Genomic DNA, 19,410 nt, shown 5'->3' on the forward strand with positions numbered 1-19,410 from the left:
AAGCATTACCTATATATTTCGTTTCTAAAGTGTTTTATCAATTCAAACTAAAAATAATGAAAAAACTATTGTTCCTGTGCTGTATTTTCGGAGCAGCATCTGGTCTGGCTCCCTCTCTGTCTGCTCAGGATTTATCAAAAAAAGTACCGTTGGATCCGAATGTCCGGATTGGGAAACTTAAAAATGGTCTTACTTATTACATCCGAAAAAACGAAGAACCTAAAAATCGGGCGGAGCTGAGACTTGCCATTAAGGCGGGATCTATTCTCGAAACAGACGACCAACAGGGATTGGCGCATTTCATGGAACACATGAATTTTAATGGGACGACAAATTTCCCTAAAAACGAACTTGTCAATTTCCTGCAAAAAACGGGAGTTCGTTTTGGTGCCGATCTGAACGCATATACCAGTTTTGATGAAACTATTTACGAGCTACCTATTCCAACAGACTCAGCAGGTTTGTTGGATAAAGGTCTTCTTGTTCTCGAAGATTGGGCGCATGGCGCCTTGCTCGATCCGGCTGAAATAGAAAAAGAACGTGGGGTCGTACTGGAAGAATCCCGTATGGGAAGAGGTGCTCAGCAACGCATGCGTGATCAGTTTTTAAAACAGATCCTCAACAATTCCCGCTACGCAGAACGACTGCCTATAGGCAAAGACAGCATTCTTAAGGTATTTAAACCTGCTACAATCAAAGCCTTTTATAAAGACTGGTACAGACCGGATCTGATGGCTGTAATCGCAGTAGGAGACTTTGATCCGAATGTCGTAGAAGCGGCCATTAAGCAAAAGTTTGGCTCTATACCTGCGTCCATAAAGCCTAAAAAAAGACCGGAGTATCGAATTCCGCTTGATGGTTCAACAAATGTTGCCATTGTAACTGATCCCGAATACCCGCAAAATCTCATTCAGGTCATTTATAAACAACCGGAACAGAAAGAGAAAACACTAAAGGATGTTCGTGATAACATCATCATTGGCTTATACAATTCCATGATGGGTCAGCGGATGCAGGAACTTACACAAAAGGCCAATCCTCCGTTTTTATTCGGAATGAGTCAGTATGGAAGTTTTATGGGTGATCTGGATGCCTACACATCTGTTGCACTTGCTAAAGATGCGGGTTCTATGGAAGTTGCTTTAAAGGCTGTTTTAGAAGAAAATGCCCGTGTTCAGAAGTTCGGATTTACAGAAGCTGAACTGGATCGTTCAAAGAAAGATATGCTGAATTCTCTTGAAAGAGCTTTTAAAGAAAAAGACAAGACCAAATCTGTCAATTACACCCGTGAGTACATAGGACATTTCCTGAACGATAAACCATTTATGGGTATCGAAGCCTATTTTGACCTGGTTAAAAACAATATAGATGGTATCAAAGTAAACGAAATAAACAGCATCGCCAGTAAATACATCACCGACAAAAACCGTTCTGTGGTCCTGATGGGCCCTGAGAAAAGCAAGTCTGACATGCTTACCGAAGTTCAAATACGCAAGTTATTGGCGGAGAGTGGCATGGACGTTACGGCTTATGTCGATGACGTGCTTGACTCCCCTCTTCTTAAAACAGAACCTGAAGCAGGAAAAATCGTTTTCGAAAAATCATTTCCGAAACTGGGTATGACAGAACTTACACTATCAAACGGTGTGAAAGTGATGTTAAAACCAACCAATTTCAAAAATGACCAAATACTTCTGAAAGCAACTGCAAAGGGAGGCTATTCTTTGTTTCCCGGCGAACGCCCTACGGGTATGTTTAGCAGCTATATGATAGAATCTGGCGGTGTAGGACCCTATAATCAAACACAACTACAGAAATTTCTGGCAGGCAGAACTGTTAATGCGGGTCCCTATATCAGTGAGCTAACCGAAGGAGTTGAAGGGAGTACAAATCCAAAAGATTTGGAAACGACGTTACAACTTGTATATGCCTATTTTACAGAACCCAGAAAAGATGCAGAAGTGGTAAGTGGATTACTTTCTAACCAAAGATCCTATCTGGAAAATTTGCAGAAAACAGTTACTCCTGACAAGGTTTTTTCCGACTCACTAAATGCAATCCTGACCAATTATCATCCGGATCGCCGTCCGCTTACACCGGAAACAATCGACAAAGTGAACTTGGACAGCGCGCTTAATATGTACAAAGACAGGTTTGCGGATGCATCTGACTTTATTTTCACGTTTGTAGGTGCTTTTAAGATTGATGAGATTAAACCTTTGCTCGAAAAATATATAGGGGGACTCCCTTCTACCGATCGTGACGATACTTATAAACACCCGAACATATTTCCTCCAAAAGGAAGGATCGAAAAAAAGGTATACAAGGGCCTTGAAGCAAAAAGTAAGGTATCATTGATTTTAAGCGGAGAATACGACTATAACCTTGAGAACAACATTCAAATCGAGGCATTACAGGAAGTATTGCAAATTAAACTTATCGAAGCATTACGCGAGGAAGAGAGTGGCGTTTATGGTGTAGGCGTATCCCAAAGCACAGAAAAAATTCCATCCGGACACTACCGATTTAGTATTGGTTTTGGTTGTGCTCCTGAGAACGTTGATAAACTGGTAAAACGAACCATTGAAGAAATTGGTAAGATCAAAGCCACAGGTGCTGACAAAAAGGATATCGAAAAATTTGTAGCTGAAAGCAACCGTGAAATGGAAACTGCTCTCAAAACAAACAGCTTCTGGCTCGACTACCTCGACGACAACGTTTTTCTGGGAGATGATCTGGAAGAGGTATTTCAGAGAGAGAGCTTATTGAAATCGATCACTGTCGATAGCACCAAGGCTGCAGCTAACAAGTATTTTAATGAAGAAAATTTCATAAAAGTGGTGCTGATGCCCGAGAAAAAATAACTTAAAAATTCATTTCCGGCAGTCCTGCTAAACCAAGGCTGCCGGAAATCATTATTTCATTCTAGCCTTCAATCCGTCGATCAGAAACATCAGGTCGTTTAACCGGATTTCATACATCGTGTCAAGCATCACGCCTAATTTTCCTTTTGGCAGACCTTCCCTTTCAAACCATTCAAGATATGAGACAGGCAGATCGATAATCAGCTGCCCTTTATGTTTCCCAAAAGGCATTCGGTATGTGATAAGTTCTTTTAATATTTCGGAATTAACCGGTGGTATGTCTTTCACTGTATTTTTGATTAAACAATACTTTATATATGGCGCAGTCAGCAGTTAACCTACTGTTCTCAGTTTTAGAATAAGATCCGTTTTCAGATCAAAAAGCTTTTTCTCTAAACCCACCGGATAAGTATGAGGGTTTACAAACCGCTTGATACCTTTATGAAAATTCGCCAACTGCTCTTTAACCCGTTCCCGCGTTTCATGAATAGATGGCAGTGTGTATATCAGATGCCCGTCTGCAAAAATAGAAACAAGTAAGTCTTCATAAGTTGCGGTTTCCGAAAACGATCGGATTCGGGTGAAGTCGTATGGATCTACCATAATGGATTTGCCAACCAGAGGTGTTTCTGTATTAAAAATCATATCAGACAAAAAACCCTTCTGATCTCTGTAACGACGTACTTGCTGGATTCCTGGTGTCGAAACTTTGATGGCTTGTTCAGAAAGTTTTAGCTTATAATCCCACTCTCCTTCTTCATTTCTTATTGCTGCCAATTTAAAAACGCCACCGAGTGCAGGTTGATCATAAGCAGTAACCAGTTTAGTACCAATTCCCCAGATTGAAATCCTGGCCCCCTGTATTTTCAGACTATCCATAATGTATTCGTCCAGATCGTTGCTGGCAACAATACCTGTCTTTTCAAAACCAGCCTCATCCAATAATCGTCGTGCTTCGATACTCAGATACGCCAAGTCACCAGAATCAAGGCGGATAGCTCCTAAATCATAACCTCGTTCCCGCAACTGATTGCCCACGGTAATAGCATGTTTTACACCCTGCAAAGAATCGTAAGTATCGACCAGCAGCGTGACATTGTTGGGCATGTACTTGGCATAGTTTTCAAATGCTTCCAGCTCACTATCAAAAGACATGACCCAGCTATGTGCATGCGTTCCTTTCACAGGAATACCGTATAGCTTGCCTGCAAGTACATTCGAGGTTGCATCAAACCCTCCGATATAGGCGGCCCGACTGGCCGTCATGCCTCCATCAGGTCCCTGAGCCCTCCGCAAACCGAACTCAAGCAGGATATCACTACCTGCCACCAAACGCATCCGCGCTGCTTTGGTAGCTACTAACGATTGAAAATTGATCAGATTCAACAATGGTGTTTCTAACAGTTGGCACTGCAATATCGGCCCCTGAATTCTGAGCAAAGGCTCATTAGGAAATACAACTGTACCTTCCGGAACAGCATCTACACTGCATTTGAGCTCCATTTGCTCCAGGTAATCCAGAAAACCATCTTCGAAAAGTTTATTTCCATCATTACCTATTAACGATCCTATATATGCCAGATCCGCCTGATCAAAACGATATTCATTTAAATAATCAATAACACTGCTCAATCCGCAAGCAATGGTAAACCCTCCTTGGAAAGCATGTTTCCGGAAGTATAAGTTAAAAACAGCTTCCTGTTCCGCTTTTCCGGATTTCCAGTAGCCGTAAGCCATTGTGAGCTGATACAAGTCGGTGAGCAATCCAAGTGAAGTGTCGTAAAGTCGGTTAATCATTTGTCGCCTTAGTTTGAATAAAAAGCTATTTAAAGCTATTTACTAAAAAAATTCCGGCTATTCATAACAGTGAAGAATCAGATTTGCTTCAAATCCATATAAGAATTAACCAGCTTGTAAAACTGATTTATAACCCTGGTACAATTGGATCTGCATTTACAAATACCTCCTACCCCAATTCCATTACAAATAGGAACAAAAAAATGCCCCGATTATAAATCGGAGCGAAGAATTAATTCACATTTTCCAGAGAAGGAAACTGCTGCTTCCACATATCATAATACTTCCCTTTTTTAGTCAACAGCTTTTTATGACTACCCTCTTCGATCAACTTACCTTGTTCCAGTACCACTATTTTATCAGCATTCATCACCGTACTCAGCCTGTGTGCTATGATGATGATCGTTTTGTCTCTCTTTCTCATCGACTGCACTGCCAGCTGTATGTGTTGCTCCGATTTTGAGTCAAGCGAAGACGTTGCCTCGTCCAGAATCAGAATTTCAGGATCTCTGTATAACGCCCTGGCAATCGCGAGCCGCTGCCGCTGCCCACCAGACAAACTCGTACCATTTTCTCCGATATACGTATTAAAGCCATTAGGCAGGTTCTCAATAAATCTCATGATATCCAGCTCCTGACAAATAGAAACTACTTTTTTCATATCCGGCTCAAATTCACCTACTGCGATATTATTGATCACATTACCTGCAAACAGATGCACATCCTGTGGCACTGCACTTACCATTTGACGCAAACTGTCGTTCGTCAGATATTTGATATCGAATCCGCCGATCTGGATATTACCAGATTCTACGGTATAAATATTCTGAAGAAGTGAAAGCAGGGTTGTTTTCCCTGAACCACTCTCCCCGACAACAGCCGTGATTTTACCTTTTGGTATTACCAAATTAAGATCTTCAAAAACCGTCACACGAGTGCCGTAACGAAAATGCACATTCCTAAAATGAATATCCCCAATCATATCACTCGTCATGACCGCTTTATTTTCCATGGATTCCCGTTCTATATCCATGATCTCAAAGAGCCTGTCAGCTGCAATGGAGGCATCCTGAATGGTCTTATTCATACCGATCAAACTGGCTACCGGACCGGTGAAATAACCAATAATAGCATAAAATGACAGCAATTCACCTGGTGTAATGATATTGTTTAACACAAAGAGCGATCCGGCCCATAACAGAATAATGGTGAATGCACTGGAAACAAATCCACTAAAATCGCCAATCCACAGTGCATTGGTATTGGATTCATATACCGATTTCAACATTCCTACAAACCGGGTTTCAGTACGCATATTGGTAAAATCTTCCAGGCCGAAACGTTTGATCGTGCTTACAGAATTGATAGACTCAACCAACTGCGCCTCCAGTTCAGCAGAGCTCTCCATCAGTTTCCGTTGCGTTGATTTATTCACTCTGTTTGAAAAGTAGTAAATCAAGGCATACAGTGGCACCACGCCCATCATAATCATGGCAAGCTTCCAGTAATACGTAAACATCAGCACAAATGAAAATACGAGTATGAACATATTAACTGCAAAGCCAATCAATACGTCGTTGATAAAAACCCGTATTTTCACAGCATCATTGATACGTGAGATAATTTCCCCAACACGCATGTTGTCAAAAAACTGCTGAGGTAAGCGAAGTAAATGTTTATAATAACCCAGAATCAGACGCGCATCAATCTGCTGACCTGTTTTTATGGTTAGCAAAGTTTTGGCATGATTGATTACTACTCTGAAAAACAGAATACCAATCATGACCACTCCCATAAGATTAAGTAAATTACGGTTTCCTTCCGGCAGCACATTATCCACGATTTTTTGAAGGAAGATGGAAGTGGAAAGTCCCAGTAAAGTGTAAATGACCGCTCCAAGTAAAACTTGTAGCAAAATTGATTTATGTGGCTTCAATAAGTACCAGAAGCGCTTATTTACCGAAACAGTTTCGTTCCCAGCAACGAAAGAGTCTCCGGGCTGCACCAGAATCAACACGCCTGTCCATATACTTTTGAATTGCTCATATGTAAGCGTCAGCATTTCACCGCGCGCGGGATCCATTACATCAACATCCTTATCACCGACCCGATAAACTACCACGTAATGGTGCAACACCTGATTGATAATCACATGGGCAATCACAGGTGAGGGTACATGCGGCAATTGCTCGAAATCGGCCTTGACACCTTTGGCATTAAACCCAAGTTTGTTGGCCGCTTCCAGCAGTCCAAGTACATTCGTTCCTTTTTTATCTGTGGATGCATACTGCCTGATTCTTGCTACCGGAATCGTCAGTTCGTAATAAGCCGATATAGACGCCAGACAAGTCGCACCGCAATCCGTCAGATCATGTTGTTTAATGATGACATGTTTTAAACGGGTTCTGGTGTCGAGAAACGGTACATATTTAATGATTCGCTGATAGGCAGATTTCAGACGTGCAAAGAGTGATAAGTTAGATTTGTTCTGGTTCATCGTGTGGTCAGTTCAGAGGAGGAGTATCGTTTGTAGCAATCAGGTTAGGATTCAGCCAGTCGTCTGCTTTATCATACAATAATTGAAAAAGCGTACGCTCCGTCACCAGAAAACGCGCCTGTAAGGTCATTCCCTTTTTCAGTTTTCCTTCATATCCGCTCGGTAGCACCAATGAGTTTTTATCCAGTTTACAGCGCACCTTAAAAAATGGAGGCTCTTTCCCGTTGGTATAGACATCGTTAGATATGGATACCACTTTGCCCGTTACCAACCCCCATTGATTGTAATTGTAGGCATCCACCTGGAGACGGGTTAAAGTACCTGGCTGGATTAACCCGATATCTTTTGGCATGACATACATTTCTGCGATCATCGACTCGTCCGGAGAAATCTCGGCCAGAAACTCATTGGCTGAAACGATGCTTCCCGGCTGCAAACCTTTGAGCTGCTGAACAGTTCCACTTATGGGTGCCTTAACAACATAAAAATCTTTTTCTCTGAGATACTGCTGATCTTGAGAATTCAACTCACGCGTCTTCATCTGCAATTGTGTAAGTGCAGCCTCCCAACGAGCTTCTTCCTCTTCCATAATGGTTTTTATCCTATTCGTAGCCGTACTGTGCAGCAATACTGCCCTGTCGTATTCCGCTTCTGATATTGCCTTGACGTTATATAGGGTTTTGTTTCGCGCAAAATCCTTTTCTACTGTCAGAAGTGTAGTTTTCGCATCGGTAATTTTCTGCCAGAAAAGTGCGAAATCCTGTTTGTAGAGCCCGCTCGAAAGGCCTGGTTTTTTACTCCAGTTGTTTGTTCTGCTCAGGTGCAAAAGTTTATTTAAATCCTTTATCTGATTTTCATAATCTCCCTTCTGGGCTTTTACAAGCTGATTTTGCTCTTTTAAAATATCCGCCTCAATTTTTAACAACACTTGTCCCTTTTTCACCCGCTGATTCTCAGAAACAAAAACTGAATCCAACCTTCCGCTCACAAGTGCTTTAATTTCGTTGCGATCATCCTGTGACCTGATTATACCCGTACTTCTTACACTCACATCAACTGCAATGACAAACAGTGATATGAATGCCACAATTACTAAAAACATCAGAAGTTGGTAGATCAGTTGTGATCTTGTGTGATGTTGATGAAAGTGATAATCCGAAGTGAATTCAAGAATTTCAGGGGGAAAGATCTTACCGGACGTATCTTTTGTTTCCATAAGTTAGAAGAGTATACCTGTGATATCTATACGTAACAATAAATTACCATACCAACGTATAGCCATTTTCAATACCAAATCACACCTTTTGTGAATATCCCAAAACAATAAGGAGTAGAACTTATTTTTAATTAAAAAGCGGGAATGACGCAAGCCACTCCCGCTTTTATATGTCTTAAAATTAATTCGAGATTGAGTTAAAGACGCCACCCAGATCCAGGTTCAAGCCAAAGCTTGATTTATCCCATGACCCATCCGCATCCTTGGATTCATTGCTAAAGTTAATTCCTAGTCCGCCGAATAAGCCACCAGATGACTTAGAATCGTTATTTCCGAACAGACCTAAAAGACCACCATTGATCTCTTTCATTTCAGTGTGATTTAATTCCTGAAGTTTCATAACACAAATGGTTTTGTTAACAATTGCTTACTCTTTCACAGGTTTTCAGCTAGCCCTGTATATGAAATGCCGAAGCGTGAATAAACTTTGAAGTGAAATCAAATGTCTGTGACTTTAGCGAAGTGAATATTTCGAGACCCCGCTAAAACCTGGCTGGACCATTCACTAGTTCGTTACAGAGTTGAAAATCCCTCCCAAATCGAGATTCAAACCAAAGCTTGATTTATCCCACGATCCGTCACTGTCTTTGGATTCATTACTGAAATGAATGCCTAGTCCTCCTACTAATCCACCGGAAGATTGTGAATCATTGTTTCCGAATAGTCCTAACAGACCACCATTAATCTCTCTTGCTTCTTCGTGATTTAATTCCTGAAGTTTCATAATTGACAAATAGTTTAATTAGACATAGCCTACTCTTTTGCAGGTTTTCAGCTCACCCTGTGTTCATGAAGCATGTACTTCTGATGACGTTGATATAAAATCAGAACGCTTTGGACTTCAGCTTCCGGCATTTGTCGGATCACTTGAAATCAAATTCATTTTTTACTAGCTATTCAAAGAATTGAAAATTCCGCCCAAATCGAGGTTCGTTCCAAAACTTGTAGAGTCGGATGATCCATCTCTATCTACTGAATGATTACTGAAATTGATTCCCAGTTTACCAATCAGGCTACCAGATGATTGCGAATCGTTGTTTCCAAACAATCCTAAAAGGCCACCATTGATTTCTTTTGCTTCTTCGTGATTTAATTCCTGAAGTTTCATAATTGACAAATAGTTGGTTAAAAATCACTTACTCTTTTGCAGGTTTTCAGCTACCCCTGTGTTCATGAAGCAGGTGCTTCTGATGACGTTGATGTAAAATCTAATGCTTCAGATTTCAGCTTACGACATATGCCGGGTCACTCGAAATCAAATTCATTTTTCATTAGCTATTCAAAGAATTGAAGATTCCGCCCAAGTCCAGGTTAGTTCCAAAACTTGTAGAATCTGATGAACCATCCCTATCTACTGAGTGATTACTGAAATTGATTCCCAAGTTACCAATCAGACTTCCTGATGATTGTGAATCGTTGTTTCCAAACAGGCCTAAAAGACCACCGTTGATTTCTTTTGCTTCTTCGTGATTTAATTCCTGAAGTTTCATAATTGACAAATAGTTAGTTAAAAATTACTTACTCTTTTGCAGGTTTTCAGCTACCCCTGCTGAACGTCGTGTTCGAAAGTATCTTTTAAACATCTATGCCAAAAACCACCTAACCATTTGATTTACAAACAACTAAAAAGAATTAAATACAACTAAAAAGAATAATATGAATGATCTGATACCAGCTCGCTGTCGTATCTCGTGCGCGATTTCCTGTATAATCACCTGATTTTTAAAGCGAAAAAGTAAGGCAGCAAAACTGCAATTGTCACCAATTTTATACTCCTACAACCTTAGTGTTTTACAGATGAAATCACCTATGTCCTATTTTTCTACAATTGGAGAAAACTGTTCATCATTATAACATTTTCAATAACATATAGCTTCAATTCAGATTGGACTGGCGTATATAGAATATAACTAAACGTATATTCCATCCCCTATTCAGATGATTATGGATCGACCATTTGTCTGATATCATTTATCAAAAAAATATTCATACTTGTTGTAATCTCACTGATCTCAAGAACTAACATGACCGTATATAACAACATTAATGACTCTGTCAAAACAATGTGTGTTATGAACCAAACGATAGAAGAGAGAATCAAATCTGTAGCTGCAAACATCAGAAAGATAAGAGAATACAGAGACTACACACAGGAGTACCTGGCGATGAAACTTGGTATATCCCAAAATGCTTACAGTAAAATAGAGCTGGCTTATACGCGTATTACGGTAGAGCGTCTTATACAGATAGCTCACATTCTTGAGGTAGATTCAGTAGATCTGCTTCAGAGTACAAGTGATGAGTTAATTCGACTTCATGCCGGGCATTCTAAGAGTTACTGATATTTCGTTAACCTCCCCTTGTCGGTTGATGGATCGGCCAGAAGCCCATCCACCCTCCTCTACCCAGTATTATCTCATATTATTACCTATATATCGATAGCGGAAACCAGACCAACTGATTTCCGCTATTTTTCAATAATTTACTTTCTTCCCTATCGCTTGTCCCACCACACTTTGGAAACGTAGGTATCACCTTTCGACAATCTGGAAACCGCTTGATTGTAATTGTCCTCGTTGAGTAAAGCCTCTCTGGAAGAATAAATAGTGCGTCGCGGGATAGTTCCGTTCGTCGACCCGGCAAATGGACCAGCCTTCAAGTTAGGATATCCCATTCTGCGCCATTCAGTATAGGCTTCATAGGAGCGTCCGAAAAGCTGTATCCATTTCTGTGTACCAATTTTCTCAAGTTTTTGCTCTTTCGTAAGACCTGTAAAGGAAAGCTGTGACGCAAAGTTAGTTGGCACAGAGGTTACGTTGTAAGGTTCCTGCGCCAAAGCAGCCATCACACCTTCCTGATAGAATTTTTCAGCCTGCTCTGCTGTTGCCCCCCAGCCTTCCAGAGCTGCTTCTGCTTTGTAAAATGATACGTCTGAAAATGACATCACTATACATGGTATGGCGGGACTATAGGCCCTATTAAAAAACGTTGTGGTTGAAGCTGTGGAATAATCATCCTTAATAATCGTTTTCAAGATTTCGTCTGTCAGCGCCACGCCAATTCCCTTATATGCAGGAGCACCAGCCTTCACAGAATTTACGCTTGGCTGGGCTATACGTAGCAACCTTGGATCATTTGTAGTGACAAGTTGATTAACAAAAGCATCTGCCAGGTACTTAAGATCCGGACTTCCTGCCAGAAAATGATTCAAGATCGGATGAACATTGGCATTCGTAGCGTTATTGAATGTCGGAACGGCAGCATTGTCGGCATTGCTTTCCAAAAGAGGCTGCGCCATTGCTTCACGCACCGTTTTTTGTGCTAAAGCCGGGTCAGCATACCGGATTCGCATACCCAACCGAAGCTTTAGCGAATTTGCATATTTTTTCCACTTGGCTACATCTCCCTTGTAGTAGAAATCGGCTGCTCCATAACTTGCATCGCCGGCAGTAAGATTGGACATGGCCGTATTGATATCTGCAATGAGCGATTTGTAGACAAATTCCTGTGTATCGAAGGCCGGTTTATTATTGACCTCTGTAACACCCAAGGCTGTTTGCGAATAGGGAATATCACCAAAGAGATCCGTCAGTCGCTGCCAAACAGCAATTTCAACAACCCGCGCTATAGCCAGTTTCGTCCTTCCTGCAGGGTCATTTTCCTGCCCTTTCAATATTTCATTCCGGATCTGGCTAATATTTCTGATCAACGTATAATGCGAGTCCCACGTATTATTGTCTGGTTGCTCTATATAACGTGAACTCGAGATCAATACGCCTCCTCCCCACTGTTGTATCCATGAGCCGTACTGATTGTTTGGATATTCAACCCCCTCCATGAACGCACCATCTCTTTGCACTCTTGAAAGCTGCAGGCCAGGATCAATGGTAGTTACAGAATTTGGTGGCGTATTCAATTTCTCGAAATCTCCTGTGCAACCCTGTAAAATGCTGACAGCACCTGCCAGCACTATTAATTTGAATATATGTTTCATTTCTAAAAAGGTCATACTATGATAAAATTATAACTCGACATTCAGGCTTGCACCGAAATACCTCAACAATGGTAAAGCAGTCGATTCCAGTCCAAGCGACGAATTACTTACATTAAACGAAGACGCTTCAGGTGCAAACCCTTCGGTTTTACGTTGTAGGTAAAAGAGATTCCTTCCATAAATCCCGGCGCGTATACCTTTAAAAGGAGTCCGGCTTACAATTTTGGACGGCAGAGAATAGTTCAATGTAAGTTCACGAAACATCACGTAACTCGCATCGTTCAACATTTCTTCAGGAATTACGTTGTCCTTGTCTGGTGCTACCACATTCCAGTAGTCCTGTGCGCGCACCTGTTTACTATTGGCTACGCCTGTCCCTGTCCAGGATCCATCGGCCGATTTAGAAGCTACCACACCCTCTGCCACATATGTTCCGTCTCGGCCGGGAAGTGTTTTCTTAATTGTTCCATACACCAGCTCTTCACGCATACTTTGAGAATAAATTTTCCCTCCCTGACTAACATCGATCAATCCGGAAAGTGCAACTCCACGGTAACGAAAACTATTATTGAATCCACCTATCCATTTTGGTAATGCATTACCCAGTTCATACAGCACTTTTCCATTTGATTTCAGCGGAAGACCTGTCGAGGGATCAATCAGGCGGTTCCCATCACTATCGCGCAGCCATTGAAATCCGTTTCCGATAATGGTTCCGAAAGGTTTTCCCGGCGAAGCGATTACATTCACGCCTCTGTCGGTTCCCAGTGTATACAAATCTACGCCTTCGGCCAGAGCAATTACTTCATTTCTGTTTCTTGAAAAATTGACCGTCGATTCCCATGTGAGTCCCCCGTCAGTTTTCACAGGTGTAGCATTCAGGGTCAGCTCTATACCATGGTTCCGAATTTCACCCGCGTTGATACGGCGCGAAGCAAAATTGCTGGATGGGGGCAGGGGAACGTCTAGAATCTGATTTTTGGTAGAAGCATTGTAATAGGTAAATGCAAAACCTGCCCGATTCTTGAAAAACCGTGCTTCAATTCCGAATTCAGATGAAGTTGTCAATTCATTTTTCAGATTGGGATCCGGAATAGTGGATGTATAGCTTGATAAAGGAATACCGCCATGTGACACGGCATCAATAGAATAATTCCCTGTTAACTGATACGGCGAACCAGAGCTACCGGCCTGTGCAACGGAAGCCCTGAACTTCAGGAAGCTCAGCGCATCACTCTGAATGTTGAAAGCGTCGGTCAGCACGAAGCTGGCACTCACCGCAGGATAAAAGAATGAATTATTGGCCGGAGATAAGGTTGAAGACCAATCGTTACGTGCTGAAAAATCTAAAAACAACCACTCCTTAAATCCAACCTGGCCGGACATATATACGGAATTAATAGACGACTCTGTCAGACTGAAAACCGAAGTTTGAGTAAGTGTATTGGTGATGGTATAGAGATTTGGCGCTATAAATTCAGTTCCGGCATTACCAGTGGTGCGGGAGAAAAACTTTTGATGATTCGCTCCAAAATTCAATCCCAAAGATATGTCCTTGGTAAGTTGAGGTGTTAGCGAAAGCAAAACATCACTATTATCTTCACGTACACGTGTTACCTGTTCTGCCAAATCACCATTTCTGTTGGCACTTTGATAGGTCCCCTTTTCGCGGGAGCGGAATCGCTGATCTGTATAGAAATCGGTACCTGTTTTAGCGGTAAGGCGGATCCATTCGTTAAACTGATAACTCAATTTGATAAGTCCTATCAACCTCTGGCGGTCATCGGAATTAACAGTATGGTCGCGCGTCCAGTATGGATTTGCGGTAGAAGAATTGGTTGCATATGTTTTTTCCATACCTACAAACGGCACGGTTCCATAGCCAAGTTGCCTGCTTACATCCTCTGAAGTCCATGCAGAATTTGCCAGTATACTCATAGGAATGCTCCTTGGCTGACTAATAAAAATATAAGCCGGATTATCACTTGCATCGGAAACAGTCGGCCTGTTTTTACCTGCCTGGCCTATGTAATTGGCTTTGACGTCCAGCTCAAGCTTATCTGTAAGCTTGGCTATCGTTCGCAAATTCACATTATTACGTTTCAGCGTATTACCGGGTGTATATCCGTTGATATTCGTGTTCCCATACGACAAGCGATAATTAATATTGTCGTTTCCACCTTCAAGACTAAGATTGTTTACAACCTGTGTTTCCGTATTAAAAAACTCCTGAAAAGTATTAGGCTGCGGCGTAAAATTGAGCAGATTACCCCATTGGTCTTCATACTGCTGACCTTCCATTCTTGCTCCCCAACTTGCCCGTGTGAAACGGTCCCGACCACCACTCACTTTCGGAATGCCCTGTACATTACCCGCCTGAGCCGCTGCCCAAGTGTAGAACTTCCCATCGTTTCCCCGGAAATGCGTAAACGTACCATCCAACCCCTGGCCATATTCGTCCTGAAAATCGGGTAGTACCACTGCGTTTCCGCGGGAATAGTCAATACCATATTTAATGCCAATTCCCTTCCGTGATTTACCCGATTTGGTAGTTATCAAAATGACACCATTGCTCCCTCTCTGCCCGTATAACGCCGCCGCGTTCGGACCTTTCAAAACAGACATTGACTCTACATCTTCCGGATTGATATTGGAAATACCATCACCGTAATCAATACCTCCACTGCTGCCGGGAGAGTTGGGATTGCTGTTATCCATCGGTATTCCGTCAATTACATACAGTGGCTGACTATTGCCAACCAAAGAATTAGAACCTCTGATTACAACGCGCGAAGACCCACCGGCACCATTGGCTGATCGTGTGACCTGTACGCCCGCCATTTTTCCGGCAAGCGTAGTAGCAAGATTTGCTTCTTTGGCTGTAGAAATTGCTTCGCCACCTATTTCCTGTACGGAATATCCCAGTGCACGTTTATCACGCTTAATACCTAAAGCAGTTACTACAACCTCAGTAAGATTTTGCGTATCCTCTGCCAGGGTAATGTTCACTTCTGACTGATTTGCCACTGGCACTTCTTTTCGTACATACCCCACAAATGAAAAAACCAGAGTAACTCCGGCTCCTTCTGCATCAATCTCATACTTCCCTGCAATATCAGTTGCAGTTCCCCGGGTGGTTCCTTTAACCAGTACACTGACGCCAATAAGCGCTTCGCCCTTGGTGTCTATAACCGTTCCGCGCACCATCTTCTGGGCGTAGGCAGGTCCGGCAACACAACACAGCATTATCAAAAATGCTATTTGCCGATCAATAACATAAAAGTAACTTTTTCTCATAAATGGTGATTTTGATAAACGATTGGTAATTGATAATGCCTGAAGTGCGGGATAGGACAAAGCTTGTCATCACCCAATGAAATATAAACAGCTTTATTTATACAGCCGTCAAATCCGATAAAAAAACTTGATCAGCAGATGTCTGCAAATGTGTTTTCTGACTACAACTCCAGAAAACCACTCGTTTCAGCATACACAAACAACTGTATAACAGAGATATATCTAAAACATAATGATAAAACTAATCTTCATAGCTATATACATGTCATCAGTAATATTTTGCCGTTCAAACTTTTTTTCTGGTTTCATGCAACTTTCCTGTTTCAATTTGTATCTATGATTCGGTGCTGCAAAGAAGGCCTCTCCGCTTAACACAGAAAAAAAACCATTCATAATATTAATGGTTCTATGTTATACCAAGTACTTATCTTTGCATTGTACTGAAAGTTAAAGAGAATCCTTTACTCTCAGGCAGCCAAACATCTATTAGCCATGAAATTCTTTACAAACCTGACAGCGGCATTCGTGCTCAGCGTAAGCTGTGCCTTTGCTCAAACATCAACCGCTCCAACGGGAAAAGTAGCCGGAGCAATACTGGACGAAAAATCCACGGCCTTCCCGTTTGTAAACGTGCTGCTTCTTCACGCCAAAGATTCAACGCTTGCCAAAGGATTTGCTTCCGATGAAAACGGCAAATTCCTGTTTGAACAGGTTGCCGAAGGACAATACCTTACGCTGATCTCTATGGTAGGGTATCAGAAAGAATACAGTCATGTTTTCAAAGTAGGCACTACACTGGTAACACTTCCTGCTTCAACACTCAAACCGGATACCAAGTCTTTGGACGAAGTAACTGTTGTAGCAAAGAAGCCGTTTATTGAACAGCAAATTGACCGTACAGTCCTCAATGTAGAAAACAGTATTGTTTCTGCCGGCTCCACAGCACTGGAAGTACTGGAGAGAGCACCGGGTGTAACGGTAGATCAGCAAAATGACCAGCTCAAACTAAGAGGTAAAGAAGGGGTAATTGTACAGATCGACGGCAAACAGACCTTTCTTTCGCAGCAGGAGCTTATGAATTTGCTTCGGAATACGCCCAGTGACAACATCGAAAAGATTGAGCTGATTACGAATCCATCTTCCAAATATGATGCTGCGGGGAATTCCGGAATCATCAATATTAAGATGAAACGAAACAAAAATTATGGTACAAATGGCAATATTAATCTGGGTGCCGCCTATGCGCGACACGGTCGTGCCAATGCTACCGGAACAATTAATCACCGTGCAGGCAAACTCAGCTCTTTCGTAAGTGCAGGTACTTTTTTCAATAAAGGATTCAATGATAATCAAATATACCGCTCCATTCCCTTCGAAGATAAAGTGACCATTTTTGATCAGAAGACCGAGCGTATTAATAAATCACAATATCATAACGTACGAGCAGGAATAGACTTTTTTGCCACCAGTAAATCGACGTTTGGCATTTTGCTATCCGGTTTCAGAAATGAATTCAGTAATCCATTTGGTCAGACAAACACCCGCATTCTAAACGAAGATCTGAGTTTACAGCGAACTTTCCGTACCGACGTTTATAATGGATCGAAAATAAACAATTACAGTGCGAATCTGAACTTCAAGCACCAGTTTGATGATAAAGGAAAGGAACTTACATTTGACGCCGACTATGTGACGTATAGAGGAGTAAACCGGAGTGAACTGGATACACGTTATAGCAAACCGAACGGAGAAGCAGATGGCGCACCAGAAATTGTACGGAATAGGATGCCTTCCGAGATTAATATTGGTGTTGCAAAACTGGACTACACACAACCGCTTTGGAAAGGAAAATTTGAAACCGGATTGAAATCCAGCTACGTAGCATCGGACAACAATATGGTGTTTGAAACAAAAGCCGATGACTGGATATTGGATCCATCGCGCTCGAACCAGTTCAAATACACTGAAAATGTGAACGCAGCGTATATCAACTATAGTGGTAAGATTTCGAAAAAGCTTACCTATCAACTTGGTTTCCGCGGCGAGCATACACATTCCATAGGAAACTCAGTTACATTGAATCAAAAGCGGGATCGTAATTATGTTAATCTGTTCCCCAGTATGTTTTTGTCGCAGCAGCTGGATACGAACAATATACTGAACTTGTCCTACAGCCGCAGAATTGATCGTCCTAATTACCAGTCATTGAATCCATTTGAGTTTTATCTGGATCCCTATACATTCCAAAAAGGGAACCCGAATCTCAAGCCACAGTATACCAATTCATTTCAACTGGTACATGTATACAAGAATTTCCTGAATACCACACTTGCATACAGCAGGATCAAGGATATGATTGCCGATGAATTGCCTCAGCAGATTGCTTCTGAAAACAAAACATTTGTTACGTCCGATAACCTTGACAACCAGGATAATATCAGCCTGACGGTTTCAGCCCCCATTCCGGTCAGAAAATGGTGGACCTTGCAAACAAATTTCACCGGGGTTTACAATCATTATAATTCCTTCTATCTGGAAGAAACACTGGAAATCAAGCAGGTATCCTGGAACATGTACGCCAACAATCAGTTCACGATGAAAAAAGGCTGGTCAGCAGAATTGTCAGGATGGTATAATAGCCGCGCATTCTATGGATTATACGCTGCTAAACCTATGGGAATGGTAAATATAGGGTTACAAAAAAGTATCTGGAATAAGAAAGCAACCATCAGACTAAACGTCAATGACTTGTTCTGGACGAATCGGTTCCGTGGAAGGGCAATGTACAAAGACATTGATTTCCAGGTGAGATCACAGTGGCCCAGCAGACAGGCAAGAATCACATTCACTTACAACTTCGGTAATCAGAATGTGAAAGGCGCACGCCAGCGCAATACCGGCTCAGATGATCTGCAAAGAAGAGCGGGAGGCGGTAATTAATCAGTAAGGAATATCAGTCTGAAAAGGCTTTATTCATAAATTAGTTAGGTTTGTTATGCAGAAAATCCATCACGTCTTTCGTGATGGATTTCTTATTTTGTAGGCGCTCACAAAAAACAAAACCCCGGCATATACCGGGGTTCTTTCAGGATTATATTTTACATCTACAGGAAAATACTATCCTTGATCCGATGCCAGCTTTGCTTCGTCGTCTGCTATTTTCTTCTTTAGAGATTCAATATTTTTATTCAGCTTATCCATATCTTCCGAAGCTTTCCTTGCTCTTTTGGCATCTTTACGTGCTTTGCTTGCGGCTTTGCTTGCCCTGCGAGAGAGTCCTTTGTCTTGCGCATTACTTGCTAATTTTTCAGCAGCCCGGCCGTTTTCATCCGCTGATTTCTGTGCCCGCTCTGCAGTTTTGGCAACATCAGAAGTTTTGGAGGCCACCTCATTTTCCAGCTTGGCTAGTTCAAGCCTGTTATCATTTAGCTTTTTGCTGATTTCGAGTGTGTTTTTCTGGCTTTTTAATGTGTTGATAGAATCCTTCGATACGACTTGCGCTGAGACAGACAGCGAAAATAGCATCATTGTCAGAGTACTTATGATCCAATACTTTTTCATGAGTTTGTTTACTTAGTGATTTAATTAAATGAATATACGCAAAAACCATGCCTTATCAAAACAGGTCTAATTCTGCCATATATGGATATCAACCAGGTCTGACAATGTAACAAATTTATCAAAA

At 41.7% G+C, this 19,410-nt stretch carries 14 protein-coding genes; 3 read left to right on the forward strand and 11 right to left on the reverse strand.

Annotated features, from left to right (window positions below; translation table 11 throughout):
- Positions 1 to 56: 56 nt before the first annotated feature.
- Complete coding sequence (locus AC1XUE_RS16470; RefSeq protein ID WP_483357083.1) at positions 57 to 2,864, forward strand: M16 family metallopeptidase; 2,808 nt, start codon at positions 57 to 59, stop codon at positions 2,862 to 2,864.
- A gap of 51 nt (positions 2,865 to 2,915) precedes the next feature.
- Here the strand turns inward: AC1XUE_RS16470 and AC1XUE_RS16475 are convergent, their stop codons facing one another.
- The 8 genes from AC1XUE_RS16475 to AC1XUE_RS16510 all read right to left on the reverse strand — a co-directional run bounded on the left by AC1XUE_RS16475 (position 2,916) and on the right by AC1XUE_RS16510 (position 9,924).
- On the reverse strand, positions 2,916 to 3,152 hold the full coding sequence (locus tag AC1XUE_RS16475) for a DUF3820 family protein (RefSeq protein WP_483357084.1): 237 nt from the start codon (positions 3,150 to 3,152) through the stop codon (positions 2,916 to 2,918).
- Between the two features lie 45 nt (positions 3,153 to 3,197).
- On the reverse strand, positions 3,198 to 4,661 hold the full coding sequence (locus AC1XUE_RS16480) for a nicotinate phosphoribosyltransferase (RefSeq protein WP_483357085.1): 1,464 nt from the start codon (positions 4,659 to 4,661) through the stop codon (positions 3,198 to 3,200).
- Between the two features lie 232 nt (positions 4,662 to 4,893).
- Entirely contained in the window at positions 4,894 to 7,158 is a 2,265-nt protein-coding gene (locus AC1XUE_RS16485) for a peptidase domain-containing ABC transporter (protein ID WP_483357086.1), read from the reverse strand.
- A gap of 7 nt (positions 7,159 to 7,165) precedes the next feature.
- The gene (locus tag AC1XUE_RS16490; protein ID WP_483357087.1) at positions 7,166 to 8,374 is read right to left on the reverse strand and encodes an HlyD family secretion protein; all 1,209 of its coding nucleotides are present in this window, start codon (positions 8,372 to 8,374) and stop codon (positions 7,166 to 7,168) included.
- A gap of 181 nt (positions 8,375 to 8,555) precedes the next feature.
- The gene (locus AC1XUE_RS16495; RefSeq protein WP_483357088.1) at positions 8,556 to 8,774 is read right to left on the reverse strand and encodes a hypothetical protein; all 219 of its coding nucleotides are present in this window, start codon (positions 8,772 to 8,774) and stop codon (positions 8,556 to 8,558) included.
- A gap of 165 nt (positions 8,775 to 8,939) precedes the next feature.
- A complete protein-coding gene (locus tag AC1XUE_RS16500; RefSeq protein WP_483357089.1) occupies positions 8,940 to 9,158 on the reverse strand; it encodes a hypothetical protein in 219 nt (72 codons plus the stop codon).
- A 165-nt stretch (positions 9,159 to 9,323) separates the two neighbouring features.
- The gene (locus AC1XUE_RS16505; RefSeq protein WP_483357090.1) at positions 9,324 to 9,542 is read right to left on the reverse strand and encodes a hypothetical protein; all 219 of its coding nucleotides are present in this window, start codon (positions 9,540 to 9,542) and stop codon (positions 9,324 to 9,326) included.
- Between the two features lie 163 nt (positions 9,543 to 9,705).
- Positions 9,706 to 9,924 (reverse strand): hypothetical protein, encoded by a 219-nt coding sequence (locus tag AC1XUE_RS16510; protein ID WP_483357091.1) that lies wholly within the window; start codon positions 9,922 to 9,924, stop codon positions 9,706 to 9,708.
- A 582-nt stretch (positions 9,925 to 10,506) separates the two neighbouring features.
- Here AC1XUE_RS16510 and AC1XUE_RS16515 point away from each other — a divergent pair.
- Complete coding sequence (locus AC1XUE_RS16515) at positions 10,507 to 10,776, forward strand: helix-turn-helix domain-containing protein (protein WP_483357092.1); 270 nt, start codon at positions 10,507 to 10,509, stop codon at positions 10,774 to 10,776.
- 152 nt (positions 10,777 to 10,928) lie between these two features.
- On the opposite strand, the gene AC1XUE_RS16520 is transcribed toward AC1XUE_RS16515, so the two are convergent.
- Positions 10,929 to 12,428 carry a SusD/RagB family nutrient-binding outer membrane lipoprotein gene (locus AC1XUE_RS16520; RefSeq protein WP_483357093.1) on the reverse strand — a complete coding sequence of 500 codons (1,500 nt, stop codon included), beginning with the start codon at positions 12,426 to 12,428 and terminating at the stop codon, positions 10,929 to 10,931.
- A 27-nt stretch (positions 12,429 to 12,455) separates the two neighbouring features.
- Positions 12,456 to 15,725: a SusC/RagA family TonB-linked outer membrane protein gene (locus tag AC1XUE_RS16525; protein WP_483357094.1), complete on the reverse strand. Its 3,270-nt coding sequence runs from the start codon at positions 15,723 to 15,725 to the stop codon at positions 12,456 to 12,458.
- 492 nt (positions 15,726 to 16,217) lie between these two features.
- On the opposite strand from AC1XUE_RS16525, the gene AC1XUE_RS16530 reads away from it, so the two are divergent.
- Entirely contained in the window at positions 16,218 to 18,665 is a 2,448-nt protein-coding gene (locus AC1XUE_RS16530; RefSeq protein WP_483357095.1) for a TonB-dependent receptor, read from the forward strand.
- 177 nt (positions 18,666 to 18,842) lie between these two features.
- Here AC1XUE_RS16530 and AC1XUE_RS16535 read toward each other — a convergent pair whose 3' ends face one another.
- The gene (locus AC1XUE_RS16535) at positions 18,843 to 19,286 is read right to left on the reverse strand and encodes a hypothetical protein (protein WP_483357096.1); all 444 of its coding nucleotides are present in this window, start codon (positions 19,284 to 19,286) and stop codon (positions 18,843 to 18,845) included.
- Positions 19,287 to 19,410 lie beyond the last annotated feature (124 nt).

Source organism: Dyadobacter sp. HNCC25DJ187 (assembly GCF_056895255.1).